Origin of the sequence: Variovorax restrictus (assembly GCF_051216715.1) — a bacterium.
Lineage (GTDB): Bacteria > Pseudomonadota > Gammaproteobacteria > Burkholderiales > Burkholderiaceae_C > Variovorax.
Map to the genome: position 1 here is coordinate 955,622 of NZ_JBPJZH010000001.1, position 17,462 is coordinate 973,083.

The 17,462-nt window shown below is 70.2% G+C and carries 18 protein-coding genes and 1 other RNA gene; 9 read left to right on the forward strand and 10 right to left on the reverse strand.

Annotated features, from left to right (window positions below; genetic code table 11):
• Positions 1-37: 37 nt before the first annotated feature.
• Positions 38-859, reverse strand: a complete 822-nt coding sequence (locus ACSFA0_RS04495; RefSeq protein ID WP_435449026.1) for an IclR family transcriptional regulator — start codon at positions 857-859, stop codon at positions 38-40.
• Positions 860-936: 77 nt separating this feature from the next.
• On the opposite strand from ACSFA0_RS04495, the gene pyrC reads away from it, so the two are divergent.
• The 5 genes from pyrC to ACSFA0_RS04520 are packed head-to-tail and all read left to right on the forward strand — an operon-like array spanning position 937 to position 4,996.
• Entirely contained in the window at positions 937-1,968 is a 1,032-nt protein-coding gene (gene pyrC / locus ACSFA0_RS04500) for a dihydroorotase (protein ID WP_435449027.1), read from the forward strand.
• On the forward strand, positions 1,965-2,816 hold the full coding sequence (locus ACSFA0_RS04505; RefSeq protein WP_435449028.1) for an NYN domain-containing protein: 852 nt from the start codon (positions 1,965-1,967) through the stop codon (positions 2,814-2,816). Before pyrC ends, ACSFA0_RS04505 begins: the two co-directional genes overlap by 4 nt.
• Positions 2,813-3,580: a DUF3025 domain-containing protein gene (locus ACSFA0_RS04510; protein WP_435449029.1), complete on the forward strand. Its 768-nt coding sequence runs from the start codon at positions 2,813-2,815 to the stop codon at positions 3,578-3,580. The genes ACSFA0_RS04505 and ACSFA0_RS04510 overlap by 4 nt, the downstream gene beginning before the upstream one ends.
• A gap of 53 nt (positions 3,581-3,633) precedes the next feature.
• Entirely contained in the window at positions 3,634-4,509 is an 876-nt protein-coding gene (gene htpX / locus ACSFA0_RS04515; RefSeq protein ID WP_435449030.1) for a protease HtpX, read from the forward strand.
• Between the two features lie 58 nt (positions 4,510-4,567).
• Positions 4,568-4,996 (forward strand): VOC family protein, encoded by a 429-nt coding sequence (locus tag ACSFA0_RS04520; RefSeq protein WP_435449031.1) that lies wholly within the window; start codon positions 4,568-4,570, stop codon positions 4,994-4,996.
• On the opposite strand, the gene ACSFA0_RS04525 is transcribed toward ACSFA0_RS04520, so the two are convergent.
• From ACSFA0_RS04525 to cysK, 4 genes are all read right to left on the reverse strand, one after another.
• Positions 4,993-5,973, reverse strand: a complete 981-nt coding sequence (locus ACSFA0_RS04525; protein WP_435449032.1) for a ProQ/FINO family protein — start codon at positions 5,971-5,973, stop codon at positions 4,993-4,995. The two genes, ACSFA0_RS04520 and ACSFA0_RS04525, sit on opposite strands and share 4 nt — an antisense overlap.
• A gap of 59 nt (positions 5,974-6,032) precedes the next feature.
• Positions 6,033-6,656 (reverse strand): flavin reductase family protein, encoded by a 624-nt coding sequence (locus ACSFA0_RS04530; protein ID WP_435449033.1) that lies wholly within the window; start codon positions 6,654-6,656, stop codon positions 6,033-6,035.
• 16 nt (positions 6,657-6,672) lie between these two features.
• The gene (locus tag ACSFA0_RS04535) at positions 6,673-8,340 is read right to left on the reverse strand and encodes an NAD(P)/FAD-dependent oxidoreductase (RefSeq protein ID WP_435449034.1); all 1,668 of its coding nucleotides are present in this window, start codon (positions 8,338-8,340) and stop codon (positions 6,673-6,675) included.
• Between the two features lie 92 nt (positions 8,341-8,432).
• Positions 8,433-9,362 (reverse strand): cysteine synthase A, encoded by a 930-nt coding sequence (gene cysK, locus ACSFA0_RS04540; RefSeq protein WP_435449035.1) that lies wholly within the window; start codon positions 9,360-9,362, stop codon positions 8,433-8,435.
• Positions 9,363-9,425: 63 nt separating this feature from the next.
• Here cysK and rnpB point away from each other — a divergent pair.
• Positions 9,426-9,767, forward strand: an RNA gene (gene rnpB / locus ACSFA0_RS04545) — RNase P RNA component class A.
• A 7-nt stretch (positions 9,768-9,774) separates the two neighbouring features.
• On the opposite strand, the gene ACSFA0_RS04550 is transcribed toward rnpB, so the two are convergent.
• Positions 9,775-10,521 (reverse strand): RNA pseudouridine synthase, encoded by a 747-nt coding sequence (locus tag ACSFA0_RS04550; RefSeq protein ID WP_435449036.1) that lies wholly within the window; start codon positions 10,519-10,521, stop codon positions 9,775-9,777.
• Positions 10,518-12,176: an MBL fold metallo-hydrolase gene (locus tag ACSFA0_RS04555; RefSeq protein ID WP_435449037.1), complete on the reverse strand. Its 1,659-nt coding sequence runs from the start codon at positions 12,174-12,176 to the stop codon at positions 10,518-10,520. The genes ACSFA0_RS04550 and ACSFA0_RS04555 overlap by 4 nt, the downstream gene beginning before the upstream one ends.
• 179 nt (positions 12,177-12,355) lie before the next feature.
• Here ACSFA0_RS04555 and ACSFA0_RS04560 point away from each other — a divergent pair, with 179 nt between their 5' ends.
• The 3 genes from ACSFA0_RS04560 to ACSFA0_RS04570 are packed head-to-tail and all read left to right on the forward strand — an operon-like array spanning position 12,356 to position 15,136.
• Positions 12,356-13,060, forward strand: coding sequence for a VIT1/CCC1 transporter family protein (locus tag ACSFA0_RS04560; RefSeq protein WP_435449038.1), 705 nt, complete (start codon positions 12,356-12,358; stop codon positions 13,058-13,060).
• A gap of 52 nt (positions 13,061-13,112) precedes the next feature.
• Complete coding sequence (locus ACSFA0_RS04565; RefSeq protein ID WP_435449039.1) at positions 13,113-13,787, forward strand: response regulator; 675 nt, start codon at positions 13,113-13,115, stop codon at positions 13,785-13,787.
• Complete coding sequence (locus ACSFA0_RS04570; protein WP_435449040.1) at positions 13,784-15,136, forward strand: ATP-binding protein; 1,353 nt, start codon at positions 13,784-13,786, stop codon at positions 15,134-15,136. The genes ACSFA0_RS04565 and ACSFA0_RS04570 overlap by 4 nt, the downstream gene beginning before the upstream one ends.
• A 13-nt stretch (positions 15,137-15,149) precedes the next feature.
• On the opposite strand, the gene ACSFA0_RS04575 is transcribed toward ACSFA0_RS04570, so the two are convergent.
• From ACSFA0_RS04575 to ACSFA0_RS04585, 3 genes are read right to left on the reverse strand one after another with little or no spacing between them, the layout of a single operon-like run.
• Entirely contained in the window at positions 15,150-15,848 is a 699-nt protein-coding gene (locus ACSFA0_RS04575; RefSeq protein ID WP_435449041.1) for a tetratricopeptide repeat protein, read from the reverse strand.
• A 21-nt stretch (positions 15,849-15,869) separates the two neighbouring features.
• Positions 15,870-16,766 (reverse strand): SDR family oxidoreductase, encoded by an 897-nt coding sequence (locus ACSFA0_RS04580; protein WP_435449042.1) that lies wholly within the window; start codon positions 16,764-16,766, stop codon positions 15,870-15,872.
• Complete coding sequence (locus ACSFA0_RS04585) at positions 16,763-17,455, reverse strand: iron-containing redox enzyme family protein (RefSeq protein ID WP_435449043.1); 693 nt, start codon at positions 17,453-17,455, stop codon at positions 16,763-16,765. The genes ACSFA0_RS04580 and ACSFA0_RS04585 overlap by 4 nt, the downstream gene beginning before the upstream one ends.
• Between the last annotated feature and the right edge of the window lie 7 nt (positions 17,456-17,462).

The following is a 17,462-nucleotide window of genomic DNA, read 5'->3' on the forward strand; positions in this document are numbered from 1 at the left end:
TCGAATCGTTTATCGATATCTTCGGCTGCGGTGCGTTTCAGGGCGCCAGGGCGCTGGAGATTGCCCGCGCGCACTCGATCACCATGGGGGCGAGCTTCTTCTGGGCCGCCTCCATCGTCCACCGGCTCGTCGGTGGTGCGACATGCACGGCACCGTGCGCGCGGCCGTAGCGGTCGACGATCGGCGCGGCGATGCCCATGTCGCCCAGGAACAGTTCCTCGGCGTTGTACGCATAGCCGGTCTTGCGGCAGGCGGCGATGCGCGCCTGGATGGCGCCGAGGCCGGTGAGCGTGGCCGGGGTGCGGGCGACCCGCTTCGAGGCGTGCAGCACCGCCTTCACCTCGTCGTCGGGCAGGCAGCTGAGCCAGGCGCGGCCCGAACTGGTGCAGTACATCGGGATGCGCATGCCCACGGGCGTGAGCACAGGAATGAACTGGCTCGTCATGCGCTGGGCGATGTAGAGCATGTCGAGCTCCACCGGCTCGGTCAGGCTGGCCGTCTCGCCGCTGGCGTTGGCCAGTTGCGTGAGGTAGGGGTTGGCGGCCTGCACCAGCGGGTGGCTGGCGACGTAGTTGAAGCCGATGTCCATGATCTTCGGCAGCAGCCGGAAGCGGCGGGTTTGCGCATGCTTGCCGACATAGCCCAGCACCTGCAGCGTGTGGACCGTGCGCTGGGCCGAGCCCTTGCTCATGCCGGTGCGCTCCGCCACCTCCTGCAGCGTCATGCTGCGGTGGGCGCCGTCGAACGCGCGCAGCACCGCCAGGCCCTTCTCGAGCGACAGGTTGAACAGCGGGTCGGAGGACGCCGCCTCGGGCGGGGGCACGGCGGGCGCTGCCGCGCGGGTCTTGGGGGTCGCCATTTCTGTGGTGTGTTGGTATCGGCAATCGATTCTATGAAGCACGTTCCGATCCCGCAGGCCGATGGGAGAATCGCCGGATGACCTCTTCCCTGACGATCACCCGCCCCGACGACTGGCACCTGCACGTGCGCGACGGCGCCGCCCTCGAAGCCGTCGTGCCGCATTCCGCCCGCCAGGTGGGCCGCGCGCTGATCATGCCGAACCTGCGCCCGCCCGTGACCACCGCCGAGCAGGCGCTGGCGTACCGCGAGCGCATCCTGGCCGCGATGCCGGCCGAGCGCGGCTTCGAGCCCGTGATGTCGCTCTACCTCACCGACAAGCTGCCCGCCGACGAGATCGCACGTGCCGCCGACGCCGGCGTGCGCGCACTCAAGTTGTACCCGGCCGGTGCCACCACCAACAGCGACGCCGGCGTGACCGACGTCCGCAAGACCTACGCCACGCTCGAAGCCATGCAGAAGCACGGCCTGCTGCTGCTGGTGCACGGCGAGGTGACCGACCCGAGCGTCGACCTGTTCGACCGCGAGGCCGTCTTCATCGACCGCGTGATGATCCCGCTGCGCCGCGACATGCCCGAGCTCAAGATCGTCTTCGAGCATCTGACCACGAAGGAAGGCGCGCACTACGTGCGCGACGCGGGCCCATTCACCGCAGCCACCATCACCGCGCACCACCTGCTCTACAACCGCAACGCGATCTTCACCGGCGGCATCCGCCCGCACTACTACTGTCTTCCGGTGCTCAAGCGCGAGACGCACCGCGTCGCGCTGGTCGAGGCCGCCACCAGCGGCAGCGACCGGTTCTTCATGGGCACGGACAGCGCGCCGCACGCCGCGCACCTGAAGGAGCACGCGCTCGGCTGCGCCGGCTGCTACACCGCGCTGAACGCCATCGAGCTGTACGCCCAGGCCTTCGACAATGCCGGCGCGCTCGACAAGCTCGAAGGCTTCGCCAGCTTCCACGGCGCCGACTTCTACGGCCTGCCACGCAACACCGACACCATCACGCTGAAGCGCGAAACGTGGACCGTGCCGGAGACGGTGCCCTACGGCGAGGCGACGCTCAAACCCCTGGGCGGCGGCGAGACGCTCAACTGGAAACTGCAATGAACAGCACAACCCCGAAGGTCATGCTCCTGATCGACGCCGACAACGTGTCGGCCGACGTCATCGAGCAGGCCGTGCAGCGCACGCTCGTCGAACACGGCGCCGTGCACCTGCGCCGTGCCTACGGCAACGCCGAGACGGCGCTCAAGCACCAGGGGCTGTTCAAGCGGCTGTCGGTGCGTCCGATGGTCAACCTGTCGGCGGGCAAGAACAGCACCGACATCGCACTGGCGGTCGACGCCATGGCGCTGGCGATCACCGAGCGGCCCGACGTGGTGGTGCTGGTGTCGTCCGACTCCGACTTCGCGCCGCTGGTGATCCGCCTGCGCGAGACCGGCTGCAGGGTCTGCGGCATCGGCCAGCAGGGCAAGACCGGGGAGGAGACGATGGCGGTGTACGACGAGTTCATCGACCTCGAGCACCACGGTGCGCGCAGCACCGCGTCGCGCGCACCGGCACCGTCGCCTGCGCCCGCACCGGCCCGCAAGACGGCGGCTGCATCGGCACCGGCGGCGGCGGCCAAGACGACCCGCGCCAGGGCCGCCCCCGCGAAGAAGACCGCCGCCGCGCCGGCGGCCAAGAAGGTGGCGCGCAAGACGACCAAGGCTGCCAAGGCGCCGACACCCCGCGCGCCGGAGGTGTCGGAGGCCGCCGAATTCATCCTGCAGGCGGTGCCCAACCTGCGCAAGGGCGGCGACGTCGCGCTCAACGACGCGGCGCAGGCCTTGCGCGCGGCCGGCCTGCTGGGCAAGCACGGCAGCTCGCTCAAGCTGTTCGACAAGCTGACCGACGAGTTCGCCGTGCTGCAGCAACCCGACCGCATCCGCTGGCTGGGTGCTTCGAACGATTGAACGAGGCGCGCGTCGACTGGGTGCGCCCATGGCTGGCGCATTGCCGGGCGCTCGGAGCACCTGCCGAAGATGCCGCGCGGCGGTCCTCCGTCGCCGCAGCACTGCAGGCGGCTGCCGAATCGCCGCCGGTGCGCTTCGTGTCGCAGGATGCATTGCCGCCCGGTGAAGCCTACGAAGCCCACATCTTCCGCACCGGCGAGGTGCCGACGCGCGACAACCTGCACGACTTCTTCAACGGCCTGGCCTGGCTGCACTTCCCGCAGGCCAAGCGTCGCCTCAATGAATTGCAGGCGGCCGAGATCGACCAGCGGGGCATTGGCGCGAGCCGCGGCCCGTTGCGCGACGCGCTGACCCTGTTCGACGAGAACGGCGCGGTGCTCGATGCGCCGCCGCAGCTGTGGGACGCGCTGATCGCGCGCGACTGGCACCGCCTGTTCGTGACCGAGCGCGCACGCTGGGCCGAGGCGCGCCTGCTCCTTTTCGGCCACGCGCTGCTCGAGAAGCTGACCGTGCCGCGCAAAGGCCTGACGGCGCATGTGCTCTTCGCACCGGGCGCGTGCCAGTCGATCTACCCTCGCGACCAAAGCATCGCCGAGGCGCTCTCGGCGGCGCACCTGGCCACCAAACCTTTCGTGCCCCTGCCGGTGCTCGGCGTGCCCGGCTGGTGGGCCGAGAACACGAATCCTTGCTTTTATGATGACCCCGACGTCTTCCGTCCGCGCATGCGGGCTGCTCCCGGCACAACGCCCACGGGCCCGACTTGAAGCGCGGCACGGCGCCCCCAATTGACCCACAGTTTCCCCACGGAGAAATCAACTTGAAACGCATCCTTCTGTTCGTCCTGACCAACGTGATGGTGGTCGCCGTGCTGGGCGTGGTCGCCAGCCTGCTCGGCGTGAACCGCTTCCTCACGGCCAACGGGCTCAACCTCACGGCGCTGCTGGGCTTCGCGCTCATCATGGGCTTCGGTGGCGCGATCATTTCGCTGCTCATCAGCAAGCCGATGGCCAAGTGGACCGCCGGCCTGCGCATGATCGACGCGCCCCAGTCGCCCGACGAGGCATGGATCGTCGCGACCGTTCGCAAGTTCGCCGACAAGGCCGGCATCGGCATGCCCGAGGTCGGCATCTTCGAGGGCGAGCCCAACGCGTTCGCCACGGGCGCGTTCAAGAACTCCTCGCTGGTCGCGGTGTCGACCGGCCTGCTGCAGAACATGACGCGCGAAGAGGTCGAGGCCGTGATCGGCCACGAGGTCGCGCACATCGCCAACGGCGACATGGTCACCATGACGCTGATCCAGGGCGTGATGAACACCTTCGTCGTGTTCCTGTCGCGCGTGATCGGCTACGCGGTCGACTCCTTCCTGCGCCGCGGCAGCGACAACAACTCGGGCCCGGGCATCGGCTACTACGTGAGCACCATCGTGCTCGACATCGTGCTGGGCTTCGCCGCCGCGATCGTCGTGGCCTGGTTCTCGCGCCATCGCGAATTCCGCGCCGACGCCGGTGCCGCCCAGTTGATGGGCCGCAAGCAGCCGATGATGAACGCGCTGGCCCGACTGGGCGGCCTGCCCGCTGGCGAACTGCCGAAGGCGGTCGAAGCGATGGGCATCACCGGCGCGGTGGGCAAGCTGTTCGCCACCCACCCGCCAATCGAAGAGCGCATCGCCGCGCTGCAGAACGCGCAGGGCTGAAGCGGAGCGGCGGCGGAGCCGCACGCGCGGACATTCACCGCATGAACTGGAGCACCGCATGGAGACACAGGAACTGCACCGGGGCCGCCTCATCGACCACATCCAGCTGGTCGTGCGGGATCTGAAGGCGAGCCAGGATTTCTACACCGCCGTCTTCGAGACGCTCGGGGTGCCGATGGGCGGCACCGGCGACGGCTACTTCTGGGCCGACGAGCTCTTCGTCTCCACCGCCGACAGCGAGGCGGCGCAGGGCCACCTGACCGGGCGCCACCACCTGGCCTTCCAGGCCAAGGACCGCGCTACCGTCGACGCCTTCCACCGCGCCGCGCTGGCGCATGGGGGCCGCGACAACGGCGCGCCGGGCGAACGCCCCTACCACCCCGGCTACTACGCCGCCTTCGTGCTCGACCCGGACAGCAACAACATCGAGGCCGTGTTCCACGGCGAAGCGCAACGCAGCGCGGCCTCGGTGAAGGTGACGTTCTAGCTTTCGTCCGAAGCCGCGGGCGCTTCGGACGACGGTGCTGGCTGTGCGGCCTTCGCGGCCTGCTCGGCTTCCAGCGCCTTGTCCTTGCGCACGCGCTGCAGCGTGCGGGCGACTTCCTTCGGGGCCATGCCGTACATGTCGGCGAACTCGGCCTCGGTCTTGCCGCTGGCCTCGAAGGCACGCATCAGCGCTTCGCGCTTGGCGGCCTGACGGGCCAGTTCGGCCAGGGCATCGTCGAGCGCAGCGTTCGACGCGTCGTCACGGGCACGCACGCGTTCGGCGTAGGCCTCGCGGCCCACGCCCGACGCTTCGATCGCCGCGATGATGCGGTCGCGCAGCTGGCCGCTCAGGTCGTCCTTCGTGCGCCCCTGGCGGCGGCGGAACACCTCGAGGATCGCGTGGTGGATGTGCTCGGGCGCCACCGGTTCGACCGGGTTGCCCAGCAGGTCGTGGCGCGGATGGCCGGCGGCCACGCATTCGAGGTAGCGCGTCGAGCGGGCGTGCAGGCCCATCGCGAGCTTGAGGTCTTCGGCCTTGAACTCGTCGCCGTGGGCGGCGAGCAGTTCCTGGTAGATGCCCAGCTTGAGCGGGCGGAAGCGCGCGCCGAAGAGCTGCGGGTACAGCTCGAACAGGCGTTCGAGCACCGGGTGCACCTTGCGCGGCGCGGGCGCGCCGTTCTTGCGGGCTGGCTGGCCGGCCGGCTGTTGCGGCCTCGGCGCTCTCTGCGCCTGCTGCGCCCTCTGCTCGGGGGGAGCTGCTGCGCCTTCTTCGACGACCGGGCGTTCGCCCTTGCCGCCACGTCGGCCGCGGCCACCGCGGGAGCGCTTGCGGGCGGGCGCGTCGGTCGATGGGGTGTCGGACGACGGCGTCTCCGTCGACGGCATGTCGGCGACGGGCGCGACCGGTGCATTCGCTGCAGCTGCGTCGCTTGTGAGCGCGGTGCCGGGCGCGGTGGTGTGGTCGGGAGCTTCGGTCATCGATTCGGTTCGTGTGGGGCCGCGCGCAACGCGCAGCGTGGAGGGCGATGGCGCCGCGCTCAGCGCGGACGGAACATCTTGAAGAGATTGTCGGGGGTGACGGTGAAGTAGTCGGCCGGGCCCCCGGCACGCAGGATCGGCTCGGCCGCCGCGGTGTCGTAGACGCCATCTTTCAGCAGCCGGCGCGCGATGTGCACGCCCACCACTTCGCCCAGCACCAGCCAGGTCTGAACCTTCGTGCCGTCGACCCCTTCGAGCTGCACGATCTGCGTCAGCTTGCATTCGAAGGACACCGGGCTCTCGGCCACGCGCGGCACGGCGATGCCGCGCGACGCGACCGGCGTCAGGCCGGCCAGTTCGAACTCGTCGACCTCCGGCGGCACGGCCGCGCAGGAGGCATTCATCCGCTCGGCCAGCGGACGTGTCGCCAGGTTCCAGCCGAACTCGCGCGTCTCGCGGATGTTGTTCAGGCTGTCCTTGGCGCCGATGCTGGCGAAGCCGACGATCGGCGGCACGTAGTTGAAGGCGTTGAAGAAGCTGTAGGGCGCCAGGTTGCGCACGCCCGCCGCGCTCTGCGACGAGATCCAGCCGATGGGGCGGGGCCCGACCATCGCGTTGAACGGGTCGTGCGGCAGGCCGTGGCCCTGGGGGGGTTCGTAGAAGTGGAAGTCGTCGTCGGTCATTGCTGTTCCTGGGTCCTCACGCCGGCACGCGCAGGGCTTCGGCGTCTTGCAGCACCGCACGCGCCACCGCCTCGGCGACCTTGATGCCGTCCACGCCCGCCGACAGGATGCCGCCCGCGTAGCTCGCGCCTTCGCCAGCCGGGAAGAGGCCGCGTGTGTTGAGGCTCTGGAAGTCTTCGCCGCGCGTGATCTTGATCGGCGACGAGGTGCGCGTTTCCACGCCGGTCAGCACCGCGTCGGGCGTGTCGAAGCCCTTGATCTTGCGGCCGAAGGCGGGGAAGGCCTCGCGCATGGCTTCGATCGCATAGGCCGGCAGCGCCTGGTGCAGGTCGGTTGGCGTCACGCCCGGCTTGTACGAGGGTTGGATGCTGCGCAACTCGGTCGACGGCGTGCCGGCGATGAAGTCGCCCACCAGCTGGCCCGGCGCGCGGTAGTCGCTGCCGCCGAGCACGAATGCATTGGACTCGAGCTGCCGCTGCAGCAGCATGCCGGCCAGGGGAGAACCCGTCTTGCCGTCTTCCCAGCCGGGGTAGTCCGTGGGGTCGATGCCCACCACGATGCCCGCGTTGGCGTTGCGCTCGTTGCGCGAGTACTGGCTCATGCCGTTGGTCACGACGCGTCCCGGCTCGCTGGTGGCTGCGACCACCGTGCCGCCCGGGCACATGCAGAAGCTGTAGACCGAGCGCCCGTTGCTCGCGTGGTGCACCAGCTTGTAGTCGGCCGCGCCCAGCAACGGATGGCCCGCATGGCGGCCCCAGCGCGCGCGGTCGATCAGGCCCTGCGGATGCTCCACGCGGAAGCCGATCGAGAAGGGCTTGGCTTCGATGTGCACGCCGCGTGCATGCAGCATCTCGAAGGTGTCGCGCGCGCTGTGGCCGAGCGCCAGCACCACGTGGTCGCAGCGCAGTTCGCTCGATGTGCCGGTCTGCTGGTCGAGCACGGTGAGGCCGCGCAGGTGGCCCGCTTCGATGTGCACGTCGGTCACGCGCTGCTCAAAGCGGATCTCGCCGCCCAGCGCCACGATCTGCGCGCGCATGTGCTCCACCACCTTCACCAGCTTGAAGGTGCCGATGTGCGGATGCGCGACGTAGAGGATCTCGGGCGGCGCGCCGGCCTTGACGAACTCTTCCATCACCTTGCGGCCGAGAAAGCGCGGGTCCTTGATCTGGCTCCAGAGCTTGCCGTCGGAGAAGGTGCCGGCGCCGCCTTCGCCGAACTGCACGTTCGACTCCGGGTTGAGCGTGCTCTTGCGCCACAGGCCCCAGGTGTCGCGCGTGCGCTGGCGCACCGTCTTGCCGCGCTCCAGCACGATCGGCCTGAAGCCCATCTTCGCCAGCATCAGCGCTGCGAATATGCCGCAGGGGCCGAAGCCCACGACGACCGGGCGGATCGGCAGATCGGCCGGCGCGTGCGCAGGCGGGTGGTACGACATGTCGGGCGTCACCATCACGCGCGGGTTGCCCGCCAGCTTGGTCAAGAGCTTCGGCTCCATCGACGGGTCAGCCAGCGTCACGTCGACGATGAAGACCTGCAGCAGGTCGACCTTGCGCGCATCGAAGCTGCGCTTGTGGACGTGGATGGCCGCGACGGCGTCGGCATCGACGCCGAGCAGGCCCTGCACCGCGCGCGGCAGCGCATCGGAGGGAGGGTCGAGGGGGAGTTTGATTTCGGAGAGGCGGAGCATGGCGTGCGGCCCGTGGTGATCGGGCAGGTGGCGGGACCGGAGGTCAGTATTGTAGGGAAGCCGCCACCCGGCCGCTACCGAATGGCGGAGCCTCAAGCCGGCAGAAAGCCCTCGACCGACAGGTAGCGCTCACCGGTGTCGTAGTTGAAGCCCAGCACCACCGCATCGTCGGCCAGCTCGGGCAGCTTCTGCGCGATGGCGGCCAGCGTGGCGCCGGACGAGATGCCGACCAGCATGCCTTCTTCCCGGGCCGAGCGGCGCGCCATCTCGCGCGCCGGGTCGGCATCGACCTGGATCACGCCGTCGAGCAACGCCATGTCGAGGATCTTCGGCACGAAGCCCGCACCGATGCCCTGGATCGGGTGGGGCGAGGGCGCACCGCCCGACAGCACCGGCGATGCCACCGGCTCGACCGCGTAGACCTTGAGCTTCGGCCACTTCGCCTTCAGCACCTTCGCCACGCCGGTGATGTGGCCACCGGTGCCCACGCCCGTGATGATCGCGTCGAGGCCGTCAGGGAAATCGGCAGCGATCTCCTCGGCCGTGGTGCGCACGTGCACGTCGACGTTGGCCGGGTTGTTGAACTGCTGCGGCATCCAGCTGTTGGGCGTGCTGGCGACCAGTTCTTCGGCACGCGCGATCGACGCCTTCATGCCGCCGGCGCGCGGCGTCAGGTCGAAGCTGGCGCCGTAGGCCAGCATCAGGCGGCGTCGCTCGACGGACATCGAATCGGGCATCACCAGCACCAGCTTGTAGCCCTTGACGGCGGCGACCATGGCCAGCCCGATGCCGGTGTTGCCCGAGGTCGGTTCGATGATGGTGCCGCCCGGCTTGAGCGCGCCGGACTGCTCGGCGTCTTCGACCATCGCGAGCGCGATGCGGTCCTTGATCGAGCCGCCGGGGTTGGCGCGCTCCGACTTGATCCACACCTGCTGCGTGCCCTTGGCCGTGCCGGCGAAGAGCTTCTGGACGCGGATGTGCGGCGTGCGGCCGATGGTCTCGAGGATGGTCTGGGCTTTCATGATCTCGGTCTCCTGGTGTGGGCGAAAACGGGGAGGGTCATTGTCGCGAGATAATCCACCCGTGAAGCACGCCAGACCGCCGCTGGTGCAATTCCCGAAAGGGAGCACTGGAGGAACGTCCGGACTGCACAGGACAGCGCAGGAGTTAACGACTCTCCACCGTGAGGTGAGGATCAGAGCAACAGAGACGAGTCGGTGAAGGGGCAACCCCGATCCGGGTGAAACGGGCAATCTCTGCGCGCAGCAACACCAAGTAGGCCAGTATTGAGGTGGTTCCGCTGAGCTGGCGGGTAGGTGGCATCGAGCCGTCCGGGCGACCGGCGGCCCAGATTAATGGCGGTCACACCGGCATCGTCGCAAGACGGCGCCGGTGCACAGAATCCGGCTTATCGGCGGGCTTCACACTTTATTTTCAGAACTTCTCGTGCGGCAGCAAATAGCGCCATTCGCCCGGCGCCAGCCCTGCGAGCGGCACGCGGCCGACGCGCAGGCGCTTCATCGCGAGGATGCTGAGGTCGACGCTGTCGCACATCTGCGCGATCTGCCCCGGCCAGGCGCCTTTCATCGCGAAGCGCAGGCCGGTGACGCCCTCGTTCTGGCGGTTGACGCTGACCTTGGCCGGCAGCATGGCGCGGCCGTCGACCACGGGCGATTGGTTCAGGCGGTGCAGCGCCTGCGGGCCGACCTCGCCCCGCACGTCGACCATCACCTCGTACTCCATCAGGCCGGCGTCTTCGACCAGCTTGCGTTCGATGCGCGGGTCCTGCGTGAAGACGATGAGGCCGCTCGCGCCCTTTTCCAGCGGCGTGAAACAACGCTGGTTGGCGAAGTGCCGTTGCAGCTTGGGCCGCTGCGAGTCGTCGGCCTCGCTGCGTTGAGCGGGCACCAGCAGCTTCGGGATGGGCGCGTCGAAGGCCATGCCGGCGAGCTTGTTCAGCAGGATGGTGACGACCTGCACCGGCTCGGGCCGAGCGCCGGTGGCGATCTCGACGCGCTGCTGCGGCAGGACACGCGCCTGCGGCACCTCGACCACCGCGCCGTCGACGCGCACCGCGCCGTTCTCGATCAGCAGTTCGGCCTCGCGGCGCGAGCAGTTCCTGTCGGCGGCGACGCGCTTGGCGAGGCGGATGCCTTCGTCGCCGGTCTGAGCGATGGTCATGCGAGGGATCTTTCACGGATGCGTGCGACATGCGCCGCCAGCGAGCGTGCCGCGACCGGCCACATGCGCTGCGGCACATCGGCGTAGGCGATCGCCAGCCAGTCGTCGGGCGTGCCGTCGGGGTGTTCGCGCATCGCTTCGAGGATGCGCGCCTCGCGCCGCAGGCGGTGCATCTTCAGGCCGGCGATGGCATCGCGCGCCGAGGCGATCGCGTAGCCGTGCGCGGGCAGGATGAAGTCGACGCCGCCGACGCGGCAGATGTCGTCGAGCCGGTCGAGCGACTCGAGGTACGCGTTCATGTTGCCGTCGGGCGGATCGACCACGGTGGTGCTGCCATTGAGGATGTGGTCGCCCGAAAACAGCAGGCCGTCTTCCTGCAGCACCAGGCAGAGGTGGTTGGCGGCATGGCCGGGGGTGTGCACCACGCGCAGCGTATGGGTGGCCTCGGGCGTCGTCGCCCCCTCGAGCACCAGGTGCTCGCCGTCGACCAGCGCGCGGTCGGGGGTGAAGCGCGCGTTCGGCCGGGCCGTGGGGGCCGACGGCAGGCCGAGGATCGGCGGGCGCGGCTCGCACATCGCCTGCAGCGGCAGCGCGGCCGGCGAATGGTCGGCGTGCGAATGGGTGCAGACGATCATGCGGATGTCGCCGGCCGTCGCGTCGTGCAGCCGCCGGATGTGCGCCGGGTCTAGCGGGCCGGGGTCGATCACGATGTAGCCGGTGGCCGCGTCGCCCACCAGGTAGCTGTTGGTGCCGGGGCCGGTCATGGCGCTGGGGTTGGGGGCGGTCAGCCGGCGCAGGTTGCGCAGCAGGGCGACCGGCGTGTCGGTCTGCCAGTCGAGCGCATGCACGATCTGGCCGTCGGGGCAGACCAGCGCGAGCTCGCCGTACGGCAACTCGTGCTCCATGTAGCGCGCCTCCTGCCCGTCGAGCAGGCCGGCGCGGGGGCAGCTGGTGAACAGCGGCTGCTCCTGGTCGCAGTCCTGCAGGATCGCGTCGACCGAGGCGTAGGCGGCCAGGCGCTGCAGCGTGCGCACGGTCGGGAACATCATCCGGAAGCGCTGTGCGGTGTGGCGCTCCAGCGCCTCGGCCGGGCGCACCCAGACCGGCTCGAACTGCTCGGTCTCGTCGGCCACCGGCACCTGGCCGTCGGGCATGCGCGCGACCAGGAAGGGCACATCGAAGCGCTTGGGCAGGTCGCGGTCGGTCACCCAGTGCGCGAAGGTGAAGACGGCATCGGTCGCAAGCGTCAGGCCGTGCTGGGCGCACTGTGCGGCGAAGGGCGTGGTGCCGTCCGCGGTGCTGCGGTCCATGGCTGCCACGGCGTCGGCCTGCACCGGCCGGCCGTCGTCGGCATGGTGGGCCAGCAGCACGCCCAGTTCCTCGAACGTCTCGCGCAGTGCCGCGATGGTCTGCGTGAGTTGCGCGTCGCTCTGGGTCACGCGGCGCCTGGCGATGGCGTGGGCCTGGGCGTCGCTGTCGTCGATGCGCCCGCCCGGGAACACATAAGCGCCGGCGCCGAAGCTCGCCTTGTCGGAGCGGCGCGTCATCAGCACCTCCGGCCCCGCCGGCGTGTCGCGCAGCAGGAGGAGGGTGGCGGCCGGTCGCACGGGCGCGGGCTCGCGTTGCGGGTGAATGAGCTGTGTGGGGCGGACCATCCGGCCATTATCGGCAGGCGCACGGGCCCATCGGCGCGGCGCTTAAGCAAAAACAAATCCGGCGCACCGATCATCGCGGCACACTGCAGCCCTGCCTGGCACCTTGCCCGACGCCCTTCGAGACCCACCATGAACCACGACACAGGCTCCGCCGCGACGTCTTCCCCGAGAGTGCTCCGGTGAGGAGCGCCGCGCGACGCCACATCGAACGCCACCGCACCGATCGCATCGGCTGGCTGCGCGCCGCGGTGCTCGGCGCCAACGACGGCATCGTCTCCACCGCCAGCCTGATCGTCGGCGTCGCGGCGGCCCATGCCAGCCACGGCAGCATCCTCATGACCGGCGTGGCCGGCCTGGCGGCCGGTGCCATGTCGATGGCGGCGGGCGAGTACGTGTCGGTGCATTCGCAGGCCGACACCGAGAAGGCCGACCTGGACCGCGAGCGGGCCGAACTGGCGAACGACCCGGCGGCAGAGTTGCGCGAACTGACGGCCATCTACGTCGGTCGCGGGCTACCGCACCCGCTGGCCACGCAGGTCGCGCAGTCGCTGATGGCGCACGATGCCCTGGGTGCCCATGCACGCGACGAGCTGGGCATCTCCGACGCCTTTGCCGCGCAGCCCCTGCAGGCTGCGATGGCCTCCGCGGCCAGCTTCACGGTCGGAGCGGCGCTGCCGCTCGGCGTGGCGTGGCTGGCCGACGGCCCGCAACTGGTGTGGTGGGTGGCGGCGCTGTCGATCGTCTTCCTGGCCGCGCTGGGGGCGCTGGCCGCGCGCGCCGGCGGCGCGAAGGTGCTGCCGGCCGCATGGCGCGTCACGCTGTGGGGCGCGCTCGCCATGGGCGTCACGGCGCTCGCGGGCACGCTCTTCGCCGGCGTGGCCTGAGGGCGGACCCCATGATTCGGGCGACCCGACCCACTGCGCGGAAAGACCGACCATGCGCTTGCTGATCGTCGAAGACGATGTGCTGCTGGGCGATGCCCTGGCCACCGGCCTGCGCCAGCGGGGGCATGCGGTCGACTGGTTCGGCGACGGCGCCCAGGCCGACGCGGCGCTCGCGGGCGCCGCGTTCGATGCCGTCGTGCTCGACCTCGGCCTGCCCAACGGCGACGGCATGGTGTGGCTGCGGCGCTGGCGCGAGCGCGGGTTCAAGCTGCCGCTGCTCATCCTCACCGCACGCGACGGCATCGAGCAGCGCATCGAAGGGCTGGACGCCGGTGCCGACGACTACCTGGTCAAGCCGATCACCATCGACGAACTCGCGGCGCGGCTGCGTGCGCTGGTCCGCCGTTCGGCCGGGCAGGCGCAGGCCGCCTGGCAGCACGGCGCGCTGGAATACGACCCGGCCGCCAAGGTGGTGCGGTGGCAGGGCGCGCAGGTCGAGCTCACCGGCCGCGAGCTGGCGCTGCTCGAAGCCTTCCTGACGCAGCCGCAGCGGGTGCTGTCCAAGGCGCATCTGCTCGAGAAGCTCTACGACTGGAGCGGTGTCGAGCCCGAGAGCAATGCGCTGGAGGTGCACATCCATCACCTGCGCCGCAAGATCGATCCGAACATCGTGCGCACGGTGCGTGGGGTGGGCTACGCGCTGGGTGCCGGCGGGGCGGCACCGTGAGCCTTCAGCGGCGGCTCCTGCTGTACCTGCTGATCTGCGCGCCGCTGGTCTGGGGCGTGGCGCTGTACTTTTCCCTCAGCCGCGCGCGGCTCGAGGTCAACGAGCTGTTCGACGCCGAGCTGATCCGGCTGGCGCGCCAAGTGCAGTCCACACTGGGACACGGGCTGCCCGTCGAGGCCGCGCCGCTGCCGCCGGCGCCGCGCGAAGGGGCCGCCGAAGCCGGCAATGCCGACGTGCGGGACCTGGCGGTGGCCGTGTGGGACCGCAGCGGCCAGCTGATGATCGCCGACCGCGAAGGTGTGCAACTGCCGTACCGCCCCGAGCGCAGCGGCTTCGTCGACGAGCAGCTGGCCGGCGGCGCCTGGCGGGTGTACTACCTGCAGTCCTTCGACGGGCGGTGGCTGGTGGCCTCGGGCCAGCGCGTCTACGAGCGCGATGAGCTGGTCTATGGCCTGACGGTCAGCCAGGTCGTGCCCTGGCTGCTGGTGCTGCCCATCCTGCTGGGGGTGATGGCCTGGGCCGTGCGCCGCGCGCTGTCGCCCATGGCGCGGCTGACGCGCGAGCTGCAGCGCCGACCCGCCAACGACCTCCAGCCCCTGGCCGAGGCAAGCGCGCCGGCCGAACTGCGGCCGCTGCTCGGCGCGATGAACGGGCTCTTCGCGCGCATCGAGCAGATGATGGTGCGCGAGCGCCGATTCACCGCCGACGCCGCCCACGAGCTGCGCACGCCGTTGGCCGTGCTGCGCGCGCAGTGGGACGTGGTGCAGCGCGCCGGCAGCCCGGCGGAGCGCGCGGCGGCCGAGGCCAAGCTCGACATCGGCTTCGAGCGCATGGGCCGGCTGGTCACGCAGATGCTGGCGCTGTCGCGTGTCGAGTCCGGCACCGCGCCGGCCCTCGACGAGGTGCGCTGGCCGCCCATCGTCGAGCAGGCCATGAGCGACTGCCTGGCGCTGGCCGAGCGCCGCGGCATCGAGCTGGCCTGCGAATGGCCGCCGAGCGATCGCCACCCGATGCCGCTCCTGGGCAACGAGCACCTGCTGACCGTGCTGCTGCGCAACCTGCTGGACAACGCGGTGCGCTACGCGCCGACCGGTAGCGCCGTGCTGCTGCGCATCGGGCAGGACAGCATCGCGGTCGAGAACGCCGGTCCGCCGCTGTCCGCCGAGCAGATGGCCCGCCTGGGCGAGCGCTTCTACCGGCCCGACGGCCAGCAGGAGGTCGGCAGCGGTCTGGGGGTGTCGATCGTGCGCCGCATCGCCGAGCTGCAGGGGCTGGAGCTGGTGTTCGGCACCCGTGCCGACGGCACGGGGGTGCGGGTGCTGTTGCGATTCGACAGCGCGCACCGCTGAGCGCGGTGCTGCGCTACTTGGCGGCCTTCGCCTTGTCGAGCAGCGCGCGTGCCTCTTCGCGCCGGCCGGTGTCGGCCACCTGGCGGCCGGGCCGCGGTGGCGCCTGCAAGGCCCGTTCCAGGTAGGCCACGGCGTCCTGCGGCTGCTTGGTCTCGACCAGGTATTCGCCGTAGAAGAAGTTCGGGTCGATACCCTTGGGGTTGAGCGCGAGAGCCTTGTTCAGCAGCTCTTTCGCCTTGGCCTTGTCGCCGAAGCCGACCGGCCAGCCCGGCACCTTGTAGTAGAGAACGCCCAGGCTGTTGTAGGCGGAACCTTCGAGCGCGCTGCCGTCGATGGCGATGGCCGATTCGTACAGGGCCTTGGCCTGCTTGACCAGGCCCAGCGCGCCGAGCCCGCCCTTCTCGCCGGCCCAGGAGCTCACGATGATGCCTTCCCATACCAGCGGCTCGGCACGGCCGGGAAAGGCCTCGCTCACCTTGTGGGCCTTGGTCGCGAGCGCTTCGAAGCCCTTCTCGCGTTCGGCCACGGGGCTCTGGTAGCGGATCGCTTCCCAGTCGTGCTGCAGCTCGCTGACAGCTTCCGACACGGTGGCGGCGCGCGCGGGCAGCGCAGGCAGCAGCGCGAGCGTGGCAAAGCTCGCGACGAGGCATGCGGTCAGCCGCCGGCGCGCGCGGGAGGGCAAAACGGCGTGCAGAAATTGAGGGTCGGTCATGGTTGTCTTCGTGGTTGAAATTCAGTGGGCGCTGCGCATCAGCGAATGGCTGTCGGATTCGGCCGCGGTGTCCGTCGGCAGCGTGCAGTCCGACACCGTGGCGGGCGGCGCCGTCCGTGGCGGCAGGCTCTCGCGGTGCTTGCGGAACGACCCGTCGAGCAGACCGGGTGCGATACCGTTCAAGCGCACCGCCAGGCTTTCCGGAAAGCCGAGGAAGCGTTCGGCCGCGCCGCTCTCGATCAGTTGCAGCAACGCCTGCGCCGCGACCTCGGGTGCGTCCATCGCAGTGCCGGTCGCCTTGTTGTAGTCGTCGACGGCCTCGCTGTTGAAGGCGGTGCGCGTGCTGCGCGGGCCGAGGTACTGCACGCCGACGGGGCCGTCGCCGAGCTCGCGCCGGAGCGACTCCGCAAAGCCGCGCAGCCCGAACTTGCTGGCGCTGTAGACGCTGAAGCCCGGCAGGCCGAGGCGGCCGAGCACCGAGCCGACGAAGACGACGCGCGCTTCGGGGCATGCGCGCAGATGCGGCAGCAGGGCCTGGGTCAGCAGCATGGGCGCGAAGAGGTTCAGGTGCAGCACCTGCGCCATCGCGGTTGCGGTGAACGCTTCGAGGCGACCGAACGCGGGCACGCCGGCGTTGTGGACCAGCACATTGCAGCCCCAGTCTGCCGCCACGGTGGCGATACCGCCGAGGCTCGAGGTGCGCATGAGGTCGGCGGCATACCACTCGATGCTGGGCGGTGGCGATCCGTCGGAGCCGGTGCAGGTGCGCGCCAGCGCCCGCGCCTGGGCGGCCAGCCGCGCCGGCGAACGGCCCAGCAGCATGACGGAGGCCCCGGCGCCGACCAGCGCGGATGCGGCCGCCTGGCCGATGCCGCCGGTGGCGCCGGTCAGCAGCACCCGTGCGTCCTTCGCCTTCATGCCGCCACCGCCGGGGTCGGCGCCGAGGTCGACGCTGTCGCGGGCAGCGGCAGGCTGCGGAACACGTCGCCGTAGAGCCGGTAGAACGCGTTGGCCGCATGCACGATGTCGGCCTGGTCGGTCGGGGACGTGACCTGGTCCATCAGCAGCTCGAAATGCGCCGTGTGCTCCTGGTCGAGCGTGCCGTGCGAGCGCAGGTAGCTGAAGGCGGCGTCGGGCAGGCCGAGCGGCTTCTGGATCTGGTCGGCGGCCATCAGCGCCAGCGAGACGCTGGTGCCTTCGAGCACATGCACCATGCCGAAGAAGCCGAGCGGGTTTCGCCGTGCGATGGTGTCGTAGGCATAGGCCACCATCACCTCGGTCGCATGGCCAGGCGGGCCGTCGCGCACCGCATCGGCATCGGCGCCGCAGGCGCGGATGTCGTCGAGGATCCACAGGTGGTGGCCTTCTTCTTCGGCGATGTATTCGTCCAGCGGCCCGTGCAGCCACTGGTTGGCCGGTGGCAGTGCGGCCTGGCAGGCGCGCAGCAGCGGCACGGTGTGGCGCACATGGTGGTAGGCCTCGCGCAGGAAGGCCACGTAGCTCGGCAGCGACACCTCGCCGCGCAGGCAGCCCTGGATGATGGGCGTGCCCAGCAGGCCCATGCGGGCGTCGGCGGTCTCTGCGACCAGGCGTGCGTAGAAAGTCATGAAGGCT